At 66.1% G+C, this 18,177-nt stretch carries 18 protein-coding genes; 8 read left to right on the top strand and 10 right to left on the bottom strand.

Features of this window, described 5'->3' with window-relative positions:
- The first annotated feature begins 109 nt into the window (after positions 1-109).
- Positions 110-847, top strand: a complete 738-nt coding sequence (locus H8S47_RS10090) for a Crp/Fnr family transcriptional regulator (protein ID WP_235982758.1) — start codon at positions 110-112, stop codon at positions 845-847.
- Positions 848-856: 9 nt separating this feature from the next.
- On the opposite strand, the gene H8S47_RS10085 is transcribed toward H8S47_RS10090, so the two are convergent.
- From H8S47_RS10085 to H8S47_RS10065, 5 genes are all read right to left on the bottom strand, one after another.
- Entirely contained in the window at positions 857-1,075 is a 219-nt protein-coding gene (locus tag H8S47_RS10085) for a hypothetical protein (RefSeq protein WP_187503745.1), read from the bottom strand.
- 108 nt (positions 1,076-1,183) lie between these two features.
- Positions 1,184-2,200 carry an arginine N-succinyltransferase gene (locus H8S47_RS10080; protein ID WP_187503744.1) on the bottom strand — a complete coding sequence of 339 codons (1,017 nt, stop codon included), beginning with the start codon at positions 2,198-2,200 and terminating at the stop codon, positions 1,184-1,186.
- Positions 2,197-3,402 (bottom strand): hydrolase, encoded by a 1,206-nt coding sequence (locus H8S47_RS10075; RefSeq protein ID WP_187503743.1) that lies wholly within the window; start codon positions 3,400-3,402, stop codon positions 2,197-2,199. The genes H8S47_RS10080 and H8S47_RS10075 overlap by 4 nt, the downstream gene beginning before the upstream one ends.
- A gap of 40 nt (positions 3,403-3,442) precedes the next feature.
- Complete coding sequence (locus H8S47_RS10070) at positions 3,443-4,345, bottom strand: DUF481 domain-containing protein (RefSeq protein WP_328805487.1); 903 nt, start codon at positions 4,343-4,345, stop codon at positions 3,443-3,445.
- A gap of 39 nt (positions 4,346-4,384) precedes the next feature.
- Positions 4,385-4,879 carry an RNA pyrophosphohydrolase gene (locus H8S47_RS10065; protein WP_187503741.1) on the bottom strand — a complete coding sequence of 165 codons (495 nt, stop codon included), beginning with the start codon at positions 4,877-4,879 and terminating at the stop codon, positions 4,385-4,387.
- A 74-nt stretch (positions 4,880-4,953) separates the two neighbouring features.
- On the opposite strand from H8S47_RS10065, the gene H8S47_RS10060 reads away from it, so the two are divergent.
- The 3 genes from H8S47_RS10060 (at position 4,954) to H8S47_RS10050 (ending at position 8,711) form a co-directional block, all read left to right on the top strand.
- Positions 4,954-5,895 carry a histone deacetylase family protein gene (locus H8S47_RS10060; protein WP_187503740.1) on the top strand — a complete coding sequence of 314 codons (942 nt, stop codon included), beginning with the start codon at positions 4,954-4,956 and terminating at the stop codon, positions 5,893-5,895.
- The gene (locus tag H8S47_RS10055; protein WP_187503739.1) at positions 5,892-7,253 is read left to right on the top strand and encodes a cryptochrome/photolyase family protein; all 1,362 of its coding nucleotides are present in this window, start codon (positions 5,892-5,894) and stop codon (positions 7,251-7,253) included. The genes H8S47_RS10060 and H8S47_RS10055 overlap by 4 nt, the downstream gene beginning before the upstream one ends.
- A 213-nt stretch (positions 7,254-7,466) precedes the next feature.
- Positions 7,467-8,711 (top strand): SAM-dependent methyltransferase, encoded by a 1,245-nt coding sequence (locus H8S47_RS10050; RefSeq protein WP_187503738.1) that lies wholly within the window; start codon positions 7,467-7,469, stop codon positions 8,709-8,711.
- A 129-nt stretch (positions 8,712-8,840) separates the two neighbouring features.
- Here H8S47_RS10050 and H8S47_RS10045 read toward each other — a convergent pair whose 3' ends face one another.
- Positions 8,841-9,551, bottom strand: a complete 711-nt coding sequence (locus H8S47_RS10045) for an SDR family NAD(P)-dependent oxidoreductase (protein WP_187503737.1) — start codon at positions 9,549-9,551, stop codon at positions 8,841-8,843.
- A gap of 16 nt (positions 9,552-9,567) precedes the next feature.
- The gene (gene purF / locus H8S47_RS10040; protein ID WP_187503736.1) at positions 9,568-11,025 is read right to left on the bottom strand and encodes an amidophosphoribosyltransferase; all 1,458 of its coding nucleotides are present in this window, start codon (positions 11,023-11,025) and stop codon (positions 9,568-9,570) included.
- 120 nt (positions 11,026-11,145) lie between these two features.
- On the opposite strand from purF, the gene hisI reads away from it, so the two are divergent.
- From hisI to H8S47_RS10020, 4 genes are read left to right on the top strand one after another with little or no spacing between them, the layout of a single operon-like run.
- On the top strand, positions 11,146-11,508 hold the full coding sequence (hisI, locus tag H8S47_RS10035; RefSeq protein ID WP_187503735.1) for a phosphoribosyl-AMP cyclohydrolase: 363 nt from the start codon (positions 11,146-11,148) through the stop codon (positions 11,506-11,508).
- A complete protein-coding gene (locus H8S47_RS10030) occupies positions 11,505-12,005 on the top strand; it encodes a hypothetical protein (protein WP_187503734.1) in 501 nt (166 codons plus the stop codon). Before hisI ends, H8S47_RS10030 begins: the two co-directional genes overlap by 4 nt.
- Positions 12,006-12,037: 32 nt before the next feature.
- Complete coding sequence (locus tag H8S47_RS10025; protein WP_132896305.1) at positions 12,038-12,487, top strand: MerR family transcriptional regulator; 450 nt, start codon at positions 12,038-12,040, stop codon at positions 12,485-12,487.
- Between the two features lie 3 nt (positions 12,488-12,490).
- Entirely contained in the window at positions 12,491-14,293 is a 1,803-nt protein-coding gene (locus H8S47_RS10020) for an acyl-CoA dehydrogenase C-terminal domain-containing protein (protein WP_187503733.1), read from the top strand.
- Between the two features lie 137 nt (positions 14,294-14,430).
- On the opposite strand, the gene H8S47_RS10015 is transcribed toward H8S47_RS10020, so the two are convergent.
- The 3 genes from H8S47_RS10015 to H8S47_RS10005 are packed head-to-tail and all read right to left on the bottom strand — an operon-like array spanning position 14,431 to position 18,028.
- Positions 14,431-15,762 (bottom strand): cell wall hydrolase, encoded by a 1,332-nt coding sequence (locus H8S47_RS10015; protein WP_187503732.1) that lies wholly within the window; start codon positions 15,760-15,762, stop codon positions 14,431-14,433.
- Positions 15,759-16,679, bottom strand: a complete 921-nt coding sequence (gene cysK, locus H8S47_RS10010) for a cysteine synthase A (protein ID WP_187503731.1) — start codon at positions 16,677-16,679, stop codon at positions 15,759-15,761. Before cysK ends, H8S47_RS10015 begins: the two co-directional genes overlap by 4 nt.
- Positions 16,676-18,028: an MFS transporter gene (locus tag H8S47_RS10005; protein WP_187503730.1), complete on the bottom strand. Its 1,353-nt coding sequence runs from the start codon at positions 18,026-18,028 to the stop codon at positions 16,676-16,678. Before H8S47_RS10005 ends, cysK begins: the two co-directional genes overlap by 4 nt.
- Between the last annotated feature and the right edge of the window lie 149 nt (positions 18,029-18,177).

The following is an 18,177-nucleotide window of genomic DNA, read 5'->3' as shown; positions in this document are numbered from 1 at the left end:
AAACGCCGTTGTTCGGACTATGTTATTGCCGTTCATCGTTAGCCGTTTTTTGGGCCCTGACGACCGAGAGATGCATGTGCTCCCGCCCCGATATTTGCGGGAATACGCTATGATCTCGACATCCAGTCCCCTGGCCCTGATGGTGCGCAAGCTCGAAACGCATGCGACGCTGAACGCCGACGACCGTGCGGCATTGCTCGCGCTGCCCTACACGCTCCGCACCTTCGAGCCGTCCTCGTATCTGGTTCGCGAGGGCGACGCGCCGGAGCAATGTGCGGTGCTGTTGTCCGGGTTCGCCTATCGCCAGAAGCTGACGGGTTCGGGGATGCGCCAGATCGTCTCGCTGCATATCCCCGGCGACGCGCTCGATTTCCAGCATTTGTTTCTCGACGTCGCCGACCACAACGTCCAGACGCTGACCCGCGCGGAGGTCGCGACGATCCCCAGGACGGCGTTGCGTGACCTAGCCCGTAAGCGCGCCTCGATCGGCAATGCGATCTTCGTCAACACATTGGTCGAGGGGTCAATCTTTCGCGAATGGATCCTGAACATCGGGCGCCGCGATGCGCGGTCGCGACTGGCGCATTTCCTGTGCGAATTCGCCATCCGACTCGATATGCAGGGACTGACCGGAGCGGGCGATTACGAATTACCGATGAGCCAGGAACAGCTTGGCGATGCGCTGGGCCTGACCGCGGTACACGTGAACCGAACGATCAAGTCGCTTGAAGCCGATGGCCTGATCAGCCGGAACCGGCGCAGGATCAGCTTTCCCCAATGGGACGCGCTGCGAGAACTCGCCGATTTCTCCAGCCGGTATCTGCATCTCGCCCAGCAGAAGATCTAGCGCCTGGTCTCAGTCGTTGCGTGCATGCGCGACGGAATCGATGATCCGCCCGCCCGCCATGAAAACGGCGATCGGGCAGGCCGCGAACAAGAGCCAGCCGCCGTATCCGGGATATTGCTGGAGATAGTGCATCCCCCGCTCCACCGCCCCAAGCCCGAGGCCGTAGATGACGAGAAAGGCCTCGAACTTGGTCTTGATGACGAACAGGCGGGTAAAGCGGGTCCACATGGTACGGGACCGAGCAAGATTCGTACCAGTAGCGGTTCTCCGCGATTATCATCGGTGTTGGCGTGGTTAATTGTAAATTAACCCGACGATCGAAGGTCTGAATTCAAATCAGAGACGCGGTACATGGGTGACGCGATCTGTCTCGCCGACGTCCAGGGCCCGTGCGCAAGCATCCGCCAGTATGACGCCGTCCTCGGTCACGCGCATTTTGCCGAACGCCGCGCGGAAGTCGGCGAGCTGACCCGTGGCAACCAAGGCGTCCTCGCCGTCGTCGCCGCCGATCGCCACGACGGTGTTGGTCCGGGCGTCGGCAATCGAGCGGACCTGATCGGTGCGGGCTGTCATGGTCGGGCCGCCATCGAAGATATCGACGTAATTTTCGAACGCGAAGCCTTCGTTTTCCAGCATCCGCATTGCCGCACGACCCGAGGGATGGGGAAGGCCGATCGCGGCACGCGCGGTTTCGGTCAGCATCGCGGTGTAGATCGGGTGTTTGGGCATCAGGTCGGCGATGAACTGGTGGCCGTTGATCGCGTTGAACTGATCCGCGTCCTGGAAATTCATCCCGAAGAAGCGGCCCGCAAGGCCGTCCCAGAACGGCGAGCCGCCGGCTTCGTCGATCACGCCGCGCAGTTCGGCGAGGATGCGGTCGGCGAAACGGGCGCGGTGCATCTTGATGAAGAGGTAGCGGCTTCGCGCGAGCAGCAGCCCGAGGCCACCGGCGCGTTCGCCGGGATGGAGGAACAGCCCCCCGACTTCGCTCGCGCCTTCGAGGTCGGTGGCGAGCGTCAGCATGTCCGCGCGGAAGGTGCGGTTCAGTTCGCGGCTATGCTGGGTGAGCTGGCCGATCCGATAGCTGTAGAACGGGTAGCTCTGGCCGACCTGCGTGAAGATCTGGCAGGTGCCGCGCACCTCCTGCGTCTCGATGTTTTCGAGGATGAGGACGAACAGCTCGTCCTGGACCGGGCCATCGGTGCGCGCGAACGCGGCATGGCTGCGCTCGAGCTTGGCGGTCAGCGCGCGTCGGTCGGGCGGCAGGTTAGTGAAGCCGCCGCCCGTGAGCTTGGCCATTTCGTAGAGATGCTGGAGATCGGCATCGACCGCGGCTCGGATCCTGAAGCTCACAAGCGGCCCTCCGCGATACGCAATATGGTGACGGCCGACAGCGCCGCGCGCTCGGCCAGACTGTCGGGGATCATGAACTCGTCGGTCGAATGGATCGCGCCGCCGCGAACGCCCATCGTGTCAACGACTGGCAAGCCGGCGGCGGCGATGTTGTTGCCGTCGCAAACGCCGCCGGTCGCCTTCCAGGCGATGTCGAGCCCGAGGTCCGCACCCGATGCCTTGACCAGATCGAACAGCCGCGCGGCGCCCGGGTCGATCGGCTTCGGGGGGCGATTGAAGCTGCCATGGACCTCGATGCGGACGTCGTGCTCGGCAGCGACCATCGCGACGGCGGAGTCGATATGCGACTGTGCGCGCGTGATCTCGTCTAGCGTCGCGGGGCGGAAGTTGATGCGCAGGATGGCGAGGTCGGGCACGACGTTGTTCGGGCCGCCGCCCTCGATCCGTGCCGGATTCACCGCGAGATGCGGACCGCGCACCTTCGACAGGCGCACCGCGATGTCGGCCGCTGCGACCAGCGCGTTGCGGCCGTCCTCCGGGTTGCGACCGGCGTGCGCGCTGCGGCCATGGACGATGATCGAGAAGTTTCCCGTGCCGCCGCGCGCACCGGCGAGTGTCCCGTCGGCAAGCGCCGGTTCGTAGGTCAGGGCGGCGACCTTGCCGTGCGCGGCGCGGGCCAGCAGCGCGGCCGAGGAGAAGGAGCCGGTCTCCTCGTCCGAGTTTATGATGACGTCATAGCCAATCCGGGCGGCGAGGGGGCTGGCTTCGACCGCCCGGAGAGCCGCCAGCATGACGGCAAGGCCACCCTTCATGTCGGCAACGCCGGGGCCGTTCAGCCGGCCGTCGTCGAGCCACTGGAGCGATTGGAACGCGTGATCGACCGGGTAGACCGTATCCATGTGCCCGGTGAACAACATCCGCACCGGCGCGTCCGGCCGCACGACGAGATGCAGGTGCTTGCCGTGCTCGATCGCCGAGACCACGCCGTCTGCACCGACGCTGTCGACCGGGGTCGGCTCGACCAGCGTGATCTTGCCCGGCAGGATCGCAAACGCATCGCCGAGCAATCCAGCCATCGTCGCGAGCCCCGCGAGATTGCGCGTGCCACTGTTGATGGCCGCCCACGTCTCGACCTGGGCCAACATGGGTGCAGCGCCCGCCGTGTCGACGGCATCGCGCTCTATCGTTGAAAGTCCCCTCATCGCCTAACCCTAGCGAGGCCGGGCGCGCGTGGGAACAGCCTCAGAAGCTGTAGACCAGCGATGCGCGGCTGGTGGTGTCGGTCGAAACCGAGCCGACCGGCGGTTCGCTTTCATACTGGACGCTGTACGACAGCGCGGCGGACAGCGGCCCGATCAGCTTTGCGTTGAGCGACGTCGTGCCGCTGAGCGTACTGTTGTAGCGCTGCACATAGGCGGATGCGACCTGGCTGACGGACAGTCCGCTGAGAATGCGGATGCTGAAGTTCGCGGTGCCACGTGCCGCGATGCTGCTCTGCACGGTATTGTCGGTGAACTCGGTATCGCGATACGCAGGCCCCAATTCGAGATCGAGTTTGGTGCCCGCGGTCTTGATTACGCTGTAGCCGGCACCGACCGATGTCGAATAGCGGTTGAAATAGCCCAGGAAGCGGTCGCTTTCATACTGGGCGACGCCGTAGATATACGCGCGATCGTCGACCTTGTAATTGGGTTCGTACGAGGCGAGGTAATGCTCGCGCGTGGTGATGTTGAGGTTCGACTGATAGTCGGCCTGCGCGTGAAACTTGTGCCGCCAGCGAAGACCTTCGCGGTTCAGGTCCAGCACCGCCGTCCCGCCCGCGGTGTCGGAGTTGCCGGTCGTCAGATAGCCGCCGACCTCGGCCTTGCCGCTCCACAAGTCGAGAAAGCTCGCCTGGCGGATGACCTGTGTACGCTGCGCTGCGCGGTCGGCCTTCCATTTTTCGGCGATCGCCAACACCGCGTCGCCGCTGAGCGGATCGGCGGCGCGAGCGTATTTTGCGACCGTGTTGACGTCCGCCTCGTTCCCCGACTCTAGCGCTGCATCGAGCATCGCGCGGATGGTTTCGGGGATCATCACCGATTGCGGATCGGGCGCGTTCGCCAACAGCAGCGGGGCGAGAAGGAGAAGGGATAAGCGACGCACAGCCGTTCCGTAGCGGCAGTGCAGCATATTGGGAACTGCTCAGCGCTGGCCGGTTGCGCCGAGATGTGGCGCGAAGGCGGCGAGTACCTGTTCGTAGAGCGCCTTCTTGAACGGCACGATCAGTCGCGGCAGGTCGGCGGGATCGCTCCAGCGCCACGCACGGAATTCCTCGTGGGCGGTAGCGATGTTCACATCCGCGTCGGTGCCGTGGAAGCGGTACAGGAACCAGCGTTGCGTCTGGCCGCGCCATTTGCCCTTCCACACCTTGCCGAGCAATTCGGGGGGGAGGTCGTAGACGAACTCGCCTGGCGCTTCGGCGATCAGCTCGACCTTGTCCGGCATGACGCCGGTTTCCTCGCCGAGTTCGCGCAGTGCGGCGGCTTCGGCTTCCTCGCCGGGGTCGATCCCGCCCTGCGGCATCTGCCATGCTTCGAGCGGCGAATCATTGCGCTGGCCGACAAAGACCTTCCCCTCGGTATTGATCAGCATGATGCCGGCGCAGGAACGGTAGGGGAGGGTCGAAACGTCGGTCAAAATAGTCTCCGCAACGCAGGGGCTTGAGGCTCGGGCAGCTTGGGTCTCGGGCAGCGCGCTCCTACCTACGGAGCATGATCCATGTCGTCCACCATCCCGACTATGTCACGCCGGCGCCAGCACGCTCGACCTATCGCTGGAACAAGAACGGGCTGATCCGCGACCTGCTGCTCGACAAAGGCGATGCCGTCGCATGGCATCGCGCCGAGACGACGCCGACCGCGTGGCTAGAGGCGGTGCATGACGAGGATTATGTCGCCGAGGTGCTTCGCGCGGACGTGCCGAAGGAGAAGGAGCGGCGGATCGGGTTTCCGGTAACGGCGGCGGTGGCGTCGCGCGCGGCGATCGTGCCGCACGGGACTTGGCTGGCCGCGTGCCTCGCTTTGGAGCACGGGTTTGCTGCGAATACGGCGGGGGGGAGCCATCATGCGCTGGCGAACACGGGGGCGGGGTTCTGTGTTTTCAACGACCTGGCGGTGGCGGCGGCACGGCTGATCGACGAGCGCCGCGTGGCACGCGTGCTTGTGGTCGATTGCGACGTGCATCAGGGCGACGGCACTGCGGCGCTGCTCGCGGGACGGTCGGAGATCGCGACCTATTCGATCCACGCGGAGAAAAATTTCCCGGTGCGGAAAGCGCGATCGACGGTCGACGTGCCGCTGCCCGACAAGGTCGGCGACGAGGTTTATCTGGCGACGCTGGAGTCGACGCTGGTGCCGTTGCTCGACGAGTTTCGGCCGGAGCTGATCCTGTATCAGGCGGGGGTGGATCCGTTCGATGGCGATCGGCTGGGGCGGCTGGCGCTGACCTTGGACGGTCTGGTGCAGCGGGAGCGGCTGGTCGCAGACCTCGCGATCGGGCGGGGCTTGCCGCTCGCGAGTACGGTCGGCGGGGGATACGGCGAGGATGCGCTGGCGATCGCCGAACGGCACGTCGCCGCGATCATGACGCTCGGCGAAACTTTTGCCGCCGCGGGTGACGCCGGACGGCGGGTTGGTGCATTGAACGCGCGATGACGACACCTTCTTTGCTCTGGCTGCGCCAGGACCTCCGCCTTCACGATCAACCCGCGCTGATAGCCGCCGCGCATGCGGGGCCGGTAATTCCGATCTACGTCCTCGACGACGATGCGCCGGGGAAATGGAAGATGGGCGGGGCGCAGCGCTGGTGGCTGCATCACACGCTCGACGCGTTCGGGACGTCGCTGGCCGACAAGGGCTCAAGGCTGATCCTGCGGCGCGGCGATGCGGTCGAGGTGCTGACGGCGCTGATGGAGGAAACCGGCGCCGGGCAGGTGCATGCGATCCGGCATTACGAGCCGTGGTCGCGCAAGGCCGAGGCAGCGCTTGGCGATCGATTGTGCCTGCACGACGGCAATCATCTCGCGCGCGTCGAGGACGTGAAGACGGGCTCGGGCGGGCAGTTCAAGGTATATTCCTCGTTCTGGAAAGCGCTCAACCAGATGATGCCGCCGGGTGAGCCCGAGCCTGTACCGCGGACCATCCCGGCGCCGTCGAAGTGGCCGAAGAGCGAAAAGCTCGCGGACTGGGACCTGCTGCCGACCAAGCCGGACTGGTCGACGGGGTTCAAGGACTGGACGCCGGGCCAGGCGCAGGCGTTGAAGAACGCGAAGGCGATGGCGCCGATCGTCGAGGCCTATGACGTCGACCGCAACTTGCCGTCGATCGAGGGCACGTCGCGCCTTTCGCCGCATCTGCATTTTGGGGAGATATCGCCGCGTACCGTGTGGCATGCGGTCGACGGGCACGGCGATGCGACGACGTTCCGCAAGGAACTCGCGTGGCGGGATTTCACCGATGGCGTTGTGCTGACGATGCCGGACTACGGCGATACGAACGGGCGGCCGAAGTTCGACAAGCTCCCCTGGCGGTCGGGCAAGGCCGCTGATGCGGACCTTAAGGCGTGGCAGGAGGGGAGGACCGGCTATCCGATCGTCGACGCCGGGATGCGCCAGCTCTGGGCGACCGGGTGGATGCACAATCGCGTGCGGATGATCACGGCCAGCTTCCTGGTGAAGCATCTGCTGATCGACTGGCGCGAGGGGGAGCGGTGGTTCTGGGACTGTCTGGTCGATGCGAATTACGGGAATAATTCGGTGAACTGGCAATGGGTGGCCGGGACCGGGGTGGATTCGAACATGTTCGGGCGGATCATGGCGCCGCTGTCGCAGTCGGAGAAGTTCGACGCGGGCGACTATATCCGCGAGTGGGTGCCCGAACTGGCGAAGGTGACCGGCGACGCGGTCCATGATCCGGAAGAGTCGGGCTGTCGTCCGAAGGCGTATCCGGCGAAGATCGTCGGCCACCGCGAAGGCCGCGAGCGCGCAATCGAGGCCGGACGGCACGCACGTTGAGTAGTCTCCTTCCCCCTCCCTGAAAGGGAGGGGCCGGGGGTGGGATGGCCGGTTCGAGCCAATGCCGGTCGATCAAGCGGAACCCAGCCGACTCCAACCCCTCCATTCCGGGGAGGGTGGAGTGTGGCGGCGTTGGCTAGGTGACCGCGCTCGAACCGTTTCCATGCCGTCGGCCCTTTCCTAGCCGCGGCCCCTGTTGCATGGAGCGCCGCGATGACTGCCGTTCCCGCTTTCGATGATGTGCCCACCACGCAGGTTTCCCCGGTCGCGCGCCTCGTCGCGCCGGTGTTTCACCGTCTGCTCGACCGGATCGACGCGGGGCTGGAGAGCGGCGGCATAGACGCGCACCTGCCCGACGGCACGCGGCGGCTGATCGGCGGTCGGGCTCCGGGGCCTTTGCCCATCGTGACCGTGCACCGCTGGCGCGCGCTAGTTCGGCTCGCGACCGCGGGGTCGGTCGGCTGGTACGAAGGCTGGGCGGCAGGCGACTGGTCGAGCCCCGATCCCGTCCCGCTATTCGACCTGTTCATGCGGAACCGCCGCTCGCTCGGGGGCGCAGCACGGTCGGGCGGCGTGGTGCGGCTGGCGGCGCGGGCGTGGCACCGGATGCGGCGCAACGACCCGACTGGCTCGCGCAAGAACATCGCGGCGCATTATGACCTCGGCAACGACTTCTACGAGACGTGGCTCGATCCGAGCCTGACCTATTCGAGTGCGATTTTCGCCGAGTCGTTCGACGATGCCGAACCGCATGAGACGGCGCAGGCGACCAAGCTGCGCGCGATCCTCGACCGGACCGGCGCGCGGGCGGGTGATACGATCCTAGAAATCGGCTGCGGCTGGGGGTCTTTTGCGGAAATGGCGGCGCGCGCGCGTGTCGGTGTGCACGCGCTGACGCTGTCGACCGAGCAGAAGCGGCAGGTCGACGACCGGATCGCGGCGGCGGGGCTCGACGGGGTGCAGGTGGCGCTGACCGATTACCGCGACGTCACCGGCACCTATGATGCGGTCGCGAGCATCGAGATGGTCGAGGCGGTCGGCGAGGAATATTGGCCGGTGTATCTCGACGCGATCGCGCGCGCGTTGAAGCCGGGTGGGCGTGCGGCGTTGCAGTATATCTCGATCGACGATGCGATCTTCGATTCCTATTCGCGGAGCGTCGACTTCATTCAGCGTTACGTGTTTCCGGGCGGGATGCTGTTGTCCGAGCCGCGGTTTCGCGCATTGGCGGAGGCGCGGGGGCTCGTGTGGGAGGATCGGCGCGGGTTCGGGTTGCACTATGCCGAGACGCTGCGGCGGTGGCGGGCGGCGTTCGACGCTGCGGTTGCCGAGGGGCGGCTGCCGGCACGGTTCGATGCGCGGTTTGTGGCGTTGTGGCGGTATTATCTGATGTACTGCGAGGGTGGGTTTCTTGGCGGCGGGATCGATGTGGCGCAGGTTACTTTGGTGAAGCGCTAAATCCTCCCCCGCCAGGGGGAGGTGGCGCCAAAGGCGACGGAGGGGGAGGACACGGAACCTACGTGATCGCTTACCTCCCCCTCCGTCTGGCAAGCGCCAGCCACCTCCCCCTGGCGGGGGAGGATTCCTTTAGTTTACCCGCTCGAAATGACCTGCTTCGAATCCTTCGATTGCCAGCGCTACGATGCGCTCAGCCACCACCGTTGGCTCTTTCACCGAGTTCGGATCCTCGCCCGGATAGGCGCGCGCGCGCATCTTGGTCCGGGTCGCGCCGGGATCGACGATTGCGGTGCGGATCGCGCTGATCTCCGCCATCTCGTCGCCATAGGCACCGAGCAGCGTTTCGAACGCGGCCTTCGATGCGCCATACAAGCCCCAATAGGCGCGGGGTTTGCGGCCGACGCTGGAGGTCACGCCGATCACGCGGGCCGACTTGGCCTTCTTCAGCATCGGATCGAACGCCGCGATCAGCGCCGCCTGTGCGCTGACGTTGAGCGTCAGGACCTGCGCCATTTCCTTCGGATCGATCGCCGGGACCGACGACAGCGAACCGAGCATGCCCGCGTTGAGTACTAGAATATCGAGCGCATCCCAGCGGTCGCCGACTGCCGTCGCGAGCCGCGCAATGGCTTCGCTCTCAGCCAGATCCAGCGGAGCGATCGTCGCCGAGCCGCCGGCCGCGTGGATCGCTGCCTCGACCTCTTCCAGACCACCCGGCGTGCGCGCCGTCAGGACGACGTGTGCGCCCTTTGCCGCCAGCGCGATCGCGGTCGCGGCGCCGATGCCGCGGCTGGCACCGGTGACCAAGGCCAGCCGGCCTTCGAGAGGCTTGTCCGTCATAATCGCTCCGGGAATATCAGATGACGCGTTCGGCGAGCATCGCGAACTGGTCGACTTCCGAGCCTTCGTCATGGTCGGTCAGCGTGGTCGGGTAGTCGCCGGTGAAGCACGCGTCGCAGTATTTCGGGCGGACATCCGCGCGCTTCGCCTCGCCGAGCGCCTTGTAGAGGCCGTCGATCGAGATGAAGTTCAGGCTGTCGGCGTGAATGAAGCCCGTCATGCCACCGAGATCCAGCTTAGCCGCGAGCAGCTTTGCGCGCTCGGGCGTATCGACGCCGTAGAAGCACGAATGCCGCGTCGGCGGGCTGGCGATCCGCATATGCACTTCGGCGGCGCCCGCCTCGCGCATCATCTGGACGATCTTGAGCGAGGTCGTGCCCCGGACGATCGAATCGTCGACGAGGATGACCCGCTTGCCCTTGATCAGCGCGCGATTGGCGTTGTGCTTGAGCTTCACGCCGAGGTGGCGGACCTTGTCGCCCGGCGAGATGAAGGTGCGGCCGACATAATGCGAGCGGATGATGCCGAGCTCGAACGGAATGCCCGACTGCTGCGCATAGCCGATTGCCGCCGGCGTCCCCGAATCGGGCACCGGAATGACGAGATCGGCATCGACCGGCGATTCGATCGCGAGCTGCGCGCCGATCGCCTTCCGCACCGAATAGACCGAGTGATCGTCAACGATCGAATCGGGCCGCGAGAAATACACCCATTCGAAGATGCACGGCCGCGCCGCCATCGGTGCGAACGGGCGGATCGAGCGAATCTCCGAGCCCTGGACGATGACCAGCTCGCCCGGTTCGACCGCACGCACGAAGGTCGCGCCGACCACATCGAGCGCGACCGTCTCGGACGCGAAGATCACCGCGTCGCCGAGTTTGCCCATCACGAGCGGCCGGATGCCGAGCGGATCGCGGCAGGCGATCATCCCCTCCGGCGTCATCACGATCAGCGAATACGCGCCCTCGATCTGCTTCAGCGCGTCGATGAAGCGATCGAGCAGCGTCCGGTAGTTCGACGTCGCGACGAGGTGGATGATCGTCTCGGTATCGCTGGTCGACTGGAAGATCGAGCCGCGGCGGACGAGCTCGCGACGCAACCGCATCGCATTGGAAATATTGCCGTTATGCGCGATCGCGAAGCCGCCGGTCGACAGCTCTGCATAGAGCGGCTGGACGTTGCGCAGGGCGGTCTCGCCGGTCGTCGAATAGCGGACATGACCGCAGGCGACGGTGCCGGGTAGCGCGCGGATCACGTCGTCGCGGTCGAAATTGCCGGCGACATGGCCCATCGCGCGGTGCGTGTGGAAATTGGCCCCATCGAAGGTCGTGATGCCGGCCGCTTCCTGCCCGCGGTGCTGCAGCGCGTGCAGCCCCAGGGCTACGAGCGCGGCCGCGCCATCGGTGGCGGAGACGCCGAACACCCCGCATTCTTCGCGGAGTTTGTCGTCATCGAAAGGATTGGTCGTCTGCATGCCGGATCTCACGTCGTGCGGAAGCTGCCCTATACGAGCGGTTGGCGGGCTTGTCGCCTGTTTGTAATAACATTGCGTGCCGCTGGTCGCATCCCGGCGGGTTTCGGGTATATCCGGGGCATGACACACAGCCGCGACACGGGCCTGACGCTCGATCCGAAATTCGATTCCGCCGGGCTTCTGACCGCTGTCGTCACCGACCGCGTGTCGGGCGCCGTGCTGATGGTCGCGCATATGAATGCGGAAGCGCTGGCGGAGACGCGGGCAACCGGCGAGGCGCATTTCTGGTCGCGGAGTCGCGAGAAGCTGTGGAAGAAGGGCGAGACGTCTGGGAACGTGTTGCGCGTCGCCGAGCTGCGGATCGATTGCGATCAGGATGCGGTGTGGGTGATCGCCGATGCCGCGGGCCCGGCGTGCCATACCGGTGAACGCACCTGTTTCTTCCGGCGGATCGATGGAGATAAGCTGGTGCCAGCTGAATGAGGCGGGCGCTGCTGCTCGCTTTGGTGTTGGGCGGATGTGGGCGAGAGCCGTCCAATGTCGTGGCGGACAGTGCGGGGGCTCGGCTGGAGGCGGCGGCCGAGACGGCGGGGATCGTGCCGAATCCGAACGCGCCGCTGCAAGGATCCTGGGCGCGCGATACCGACCGGGTCTGCGTCGTCGGGACGGACAAGATTGCCCGGATCGGGGTCAGCGTCGATTATGGCGAGGCCCAGGGCTGTACCGCGTCCGGCACGGTCGAGCGCTCGGGCGACGCACTCAAGGTCGCGTTCGGCACCTGCAAATTCGACGCGAAGTTTGACGGAGACCGGATCGTCTTCCCAGCCGAAATGCCCGAGGCCTGCGAATCGCTCTGCACCGGCCGTGCCTCGCTCGCCGCGCTGACCGTCGATCGGATCAGCGAATCGCGATCGGAGGCATCGACGTTGCGCTCAACAGGCGGGCGATCATCTGCCGGGAAGTTGCTCTGCGCTAATTGACGTTGACGTAAACGAGAGTTATTTGTCTCGGGATGGCGACACGAGCATCTCCTTCTCCGGTCTCTCCCGAATCCTACGCGGTGATCGAACCGCGGCATGACCGCGAGAGCTTCACGATCTCGGATCTCTCCGCCGAGTTCGACGTCACCGCGCGCGCTCTCAGGTTCTACGAGGACGAGGGCCTGATCGCGCCCGAGCGTCGTGGTACGCAGCGCATCTATTCGCACCGCGACCGCGCGCGTCTCGCCTGGATCCTGCGCGGCAAGCGCGTCGGGTTCAGCCTCGGCGAGATCCGCGAGATGATCGACCTCTACGATCTCGGCGACGGGCGACGTGCGCAGCGCCAGGTCGTGATCGAGCGCAGCCAGGCGCGGATCGCACTGCTGACCGCGCAGAAGCGCGACATCGATCTCGCCATCGACGAACTCACCAGTTTCGTGGCCCTCCTCGAAGTGAGCCGCGCCCAGGACAACCAAGGATAAACCATGCCCCAGTATACGCCCCCCGTCCGCGACACGCGTTTCGTCCTCGAGCATGTCGTCGGCCTCGATCGCTACAATAACCTCCCCGGCTTCGATGCGGCCTCGCCCGACGTTGTCGACGCGGTGCTCGAAGAAGGCGGCAAGTTCGTCGCCGAAGTGCTCTTCCCGCTCAATCTATCGGGCGACCAGCAGGGCTGCACGCGGCACGAGGACGGCTCGGTGACGACGCCGGACGGCTTCAAGGAAGCGTATAAGCAGTATGTCGAGAGCGGCTGGGCGACGCTCGGCAACCAGCCCGAATATGGCGGGCAGGGGATGCCGCACGTCGTGTCGACCGCGTTCCAGGAATACATGATCTCGTCGAACATGGCGTTCGCGATGTATCCGGGGCTCACGCACGGCGCGATCGCCGCGCTGATCGCCAAGGGCTCGGACGCGCAGAAGGCGATGTACGTGCCGAAGATGGTGTCGGGCGAATGGGGCGGCACGATGAACCTGACCGAGCCGCAGTGCGGCACCGATCTCGGCCTGATCCGCACCAAGGCCGAGCCGCAGGCGGACGGTTCGTACGCGATCACCGGCACGAAGATCTTCATCTCGAGCGGCGAGCATGACCTGACCGAGAACATCATCCACCTCGTTCTGGCCAAGACGCCGGGCGCGCCGGACAGCTCGAAGGGCATCTCGCTGTTCGTCGTGCCGAAGTTTATCGTCGAGGAGGACGGATCGCTGGGCGCGCGCAACGGCGTCACCTGCGGGTCGATCGAGCACAAGATGGGCATTCACGCGAACTCGACCTGCGTGATGAACTATGATTCGGCGACCGGCTGGCTGGTCGGCGAGGAGATGAAGGGCCTCGCGGCGATGTTCATCATGATGAACGCCGCGCGCCTCGGCGTCGGTCTCCAGGGTCTCGGCGTGGCGGAAGTCGCCTACCAGAATGCCGTCCAGTACGCGCAGGACCGTCGTCAGGGCCGCGCGCTGACCGGGCCGAAGGAGCCGCAGGAGAAGGCCGACACGCTGTTCGTCCATCCCGACATCCGCCGCATGCTGATGGAGGGCAAGTCGCTGACCGAGGGCCTGCGCGCGCTGATCCTGTGGACTGCGCTCCAGGCGGATCTCGAGCATCACGCCGAGACCGAGGAAGAGCGGCAGATCGCTGGCGACATGATCAGCCTGCTGACCCCGGTCATCAAGGGTTACGGCACCGACATGGGCTATGCGATCGCGACCAACGCGCAGCAGGTTTACGGCGGTCACGGCTACATCGCCGAATGGGGCATGGAGCAGTATGTCCGCGATGCCCGGATCGCGATGATCTACGAGGGCACCAACGGCGTCCAGGCGATGGATCTGGTCGGGCGCAAGCTCGCGCAGAATGGCGGACGCGGGATCCAGGCGTTCTTCAAGCTGGTGGCGGACGACGTCGCCGCGGCGAAGGGCGATCCGGCGACGGCCGTGTTTGCCGAGGCGCTGGAGAAGGCGAACGGCCAGCTTCAGGCGGCGACGATGTGGTTCATGGCGAACGGCATGAAGAACCCCGAGAACGTCGGCGCGGGTGCGGTCAGCTACATGCACCTGATGGGGATCGTCGCGGTCGGCACGATGTGGCTGCGGATGGCGGTCGCCGCGACCAAGCTGAAGGCAGCGGGCGAGGGCGAGGCAGCGTTCCTCGACGCCAAGCTGGTGACGGCGCGCTTCTATGCCGAGCGGATCCTGCCGGATGCCGGCGCGCTGCGTCGGAAGATCGAGGGTGGCGCGGAGTCGCTGATGGCGCTTCCGCCCGAGATGTTCATGGCCGCCTGATCGGGGAGCGACCCTTCTCTTTCCCCTTCCCTGAGAGGGGCGGGGGATGGGTCGGGTTCCGCGAGTCCGACTGTTGCGGCTCAAGCAGGCCGACCCACCCCCAACCCCTCCCTTTCAGGGAGGGGAGCAGGGGCGTGCTACTTGTTGATCGGCGCGGCCGACGCTGGGGTTGCCGTTACCGGCGGCGGAGCGGGGTTAGGTTTCCGCCGAACACCGTTCAGTTCGACCGCCGCGGCAGGCGCGTTCGGCGCAACGGCGGGTGGCGGTGGTACGGCAGTCATCGCCGCCCTCGCCACCATGCACTGGGTCGGATCCGCGCGCTTGAACTGACGGCAGTTCCACAGCGATCGCTCGTATTTGCTCGCCCGATCGCGCAAATAGCTGAAACTCAATGCGGCCGTCTGCGCGGGCTCCAGCGGGATCGCGGTCGCCATCTTCGTGCCGTCGATCCACGCCATGTAGCGGCAGAAAGGTTTGTCGCCGCACGCCTGGGCCGCAAGCAGGGTCAAGCCGTCGGCACTCTGGTTGCGCGGCAACGTCACGAAGATCGTATCGCCATCGAGCGGCGTCACGGACGCAGACGCCCCCTCGGCAACCGTGCCAAACCCCGCCGTGCCAAACCCCATGGCAATCGACGCTTCCGCCAGTGCGGCGTCCGCCTCGGCCAACGCCGCGCCGGTCTTGTGCGCATCGGACAGGTCGGCAAGCTGCGCGATCACCGGCTCGACGGTTTCGGGATGACGCCCGAACGCCGGGGGCGTGCCCCACCAGCCGGACCAGCGGAAGAACAGATGCGTGTTCACCGCGGTGATCTTGTCGAGGCTCGACTGCCAATAGGGCACGACCCAGTCGGTATGATAGTGCGTCGCATAGCCGACCTGCTTGAACACCGCACCGGACAGCGATGCGGCCGCGACTTCGCGCGCGCGGCGCCAAGCGTCGTCGGTCGGATGCCAGCGGGTTAGCGCGCCGTCGCAGCTGAAGCTGAACTGGCATCCCGTCGAACGGTCCTGCCCTTCGAATACGACTCCGCACACCGTCTTGGGGAAGGCAGGGTGGCGGAGGCGATTGAGCACGACCTGCGCGACCGCACGCTCGCCGAGCGTATCGTCGCCGGCCTCGTAGAGGATGCCCGCCGCCATGCAGTCGGCCGCGCGCGCCAGATCGTCCGGACCGCCGGCGAAGCGGAACGGTCGGGCCGCCGGGTTGGGATCGGTCGAGAGCGGCACCGTCGCGTTGAACGCACGCGCGTCTTCGGGGCTGAGGTCGACGAACTTGACGGGTTCGACCTCGGGGACTTCGGCTTGCGGCACGACCCGGCCGGGCGGGAGTTTCACCCGCTTGGACACGTGGATGATCGTCGGCGCATTGGCGACGACCAGCGCAGGCCCGATGATCGCCAGCGCGGAGACGCCGACGAGGGTGGCGCGCAGCACCCGAGTGCCGCGCGCGGAGAGATCGGTCCTCACTGTTCGGGCAGGAAGTCCGGGACCGACAGATAGCGCTCGCCGGTGTCATAGTTGAAGCCGAGAACCCGAACGTTGTCAGGCAGATCGGGCAGCTTCTGGAGAATCGCCGCGAGCGTTGCGCCCGAGCTGATGCCGACGAGCATGCCCTCTTCGGTCGCCGAGCGGCGCGCCATGTCCTTCGCTACCGCGGCATCGACCTCGATCACGCCGTCGAGCGCCTGGGTGTGGAGGTTCACCGGGATGAAGCCCGCGCCGATGCCCTGGATCGGGTGCGGACCCGGCTGGCCGCCGGCGATCACCGGCGACGCGGCGGGCTCGACTGCGTAGACCTTGAGCGACGGCCATTCCTTCTTCAGCGCCTCGGCGACGCCGGTGATGTGACCGCCGGTGCCGACGCCGGTGATGATCACGTCGATCGGCGCGTCACGGAAGTCGGCAAGGATTTCCTGGGCGGTCGTCGCGACATGCACGGCGATGTTCGCAGGGTTCTCGAACTGCTGCGGCATCCACGAGCCCGGCGTCTGCTCGACGAGTTCCTTCGCACGCTCGATCGCGCCCTTCATGCCCTTCTCGCGCGGGGTCAGGTCGAAGGTCGCACCGTAGGCGAGCATCAGGCGACGGCGTTCGATCGACATGCTCTCGGGCATGACGAGGACGATCTTGTACCCCTTCACCGCGGCGACGAGCGCCAGGCCGATGCCGGTGTTGCCGCTGGTCGGCTCGATGATCGTGCCGCCGGGCTGGAGATGGCCGTCCTTCTCGGCCGCCTCGATCATCGCGAGCGCGATGCGGTCCTTGATCGACCCGCCGGGGTTCGAGCGCTCGGACTTCACCCACACTTCGGATTCGGGGAACAGCTTCGACAGGCGGACGTGCGGCGTGTTGCCGATCGTATCGAGGATCGAGTTGGCCTTCATGGCTTGGCTTCTCCGTGTTCGGGTTCGGTCTCTAGGATCTCTGGGGGATCAAAGGTTTTCGCGCGGCCTAGTTCCGGGAACAATCGCGCCCAGCCGATCGTGATCGCAATAGCACCGACGCCGCCGAACACCACCGCGCCGACCGGGCCGAGCAGCGACGCCATCACCCCGCTCTCGAATTCGCCGAGCTCGTTCGAGGCCGAGATGGTGAGCTGAGACACCGCGCTCACGCGGCCGCGCATCGCATCCGGCGTATGGAGCTGGATCAGCGACTGGCGGACATAGACCGAGATCATGTCCGCGCCGCCAGCGACGATGAGCGCGACCAGGCTGAGGACGAAGGCCGGGTGGATGGGGAAGCCCGCGATCGTGCCGGGCGCGATGCCGAGCAGGTCGACGATCGGCGTGGCGACGCCGAAGGTGAGGATCGCGAGGCCGAACACGACGACGGCGATCAGCATCTTCACGCCGACATTGGTGCTCATCGGCCGGACCGAGAACCACACGGCCGTGATCGCCGCGCCGATGCCCATGCCGGCCGCGAGCACGCCCAGCCCTTGCGAGCCGACGTGGAGGATGTCGCGCGAATAGACCGGCAGCAGCGAGGTTGCGCCGGCGAGCAGTACCGCGAACAGGTCCAGCGTGATGGTCGCGAGGACGAGGCGGTTGCGGCGGACATAGGTGAAGCCCTCGATGATCCGGGCGAGCGGGCGGTGATCGGTCTGCGTCGCGGGCTGCGGTACCGGGCCGATCATGAACATGAAGACGAGCGCGACGAGGAAGAGCAGCGTGGCGACGCCGTACGCGACCTCCGGATGGATCGCATACAGCAGCCCGCCGACGCTAGGCCCGGCGATCGTGCCGACCTGCCACGCGATCGAGCTGATCGCGATCGCGGTCGGGAGCACGGCGCGGGGGACGAGGTTCGGGGCCAATGCGGAATACGCCGGGCCGGAGAAGGCACGGGCGACGCCGAACGCGACCGCGGCGACGAACAGCACGCCGAGCGTCAGGTGGCCGGTCCACGTCAGCAACCACAATGTCGCGGCCGTGAGCACCAGCAACGTCGTCGTGCCCCGGACGATCCAGCGGCGGTCGAAGCTGTCTGCGATGAGGCCGGTGATCGGGGTGAGCAGGAACAACGGCACGAACTGCGCGAACCCGATCATGCCGAGCATGAAGGCGGCCTGGCGGATGTCCATCGTCTCGCGGGCGATGTTGTAGACCTGCCACCCGATCACGATCGACATCGCGCTGACGGCTATGGTGCCGGTGAAGCGGGACAGCCAATAGGCGCGAAAATTGGCGATCCGTAAGGGATGCTGGTGGGGGTCTGTCGTGGGAGCCATTGCGATGGGCTTTAGGCTCGGGCGCGAGGGGAGGGCAACCGGAGCTTTGCTTGGGGTGGGGATAGTGGCGTGGCGGAACCATCGGGATCACCCGCGCCGCCGCCACCCCCACCGTCATCCTGACGAAAGTCAGGACCCAGGGGTTTTAA

It is taken from the genome of Sphingomonas albertensis (assembly GCF_014358075.1).
Lineage (GTDB): Bacteria > Pseudomonadota > Alphaproteobacteria > Sphingomonadales > Sphingomonadaceae > Sphingomonas > Sphingomonas albertensis.
This window is presented reverse-complemented; position numbering and strand designations above follow the sequence as displayed.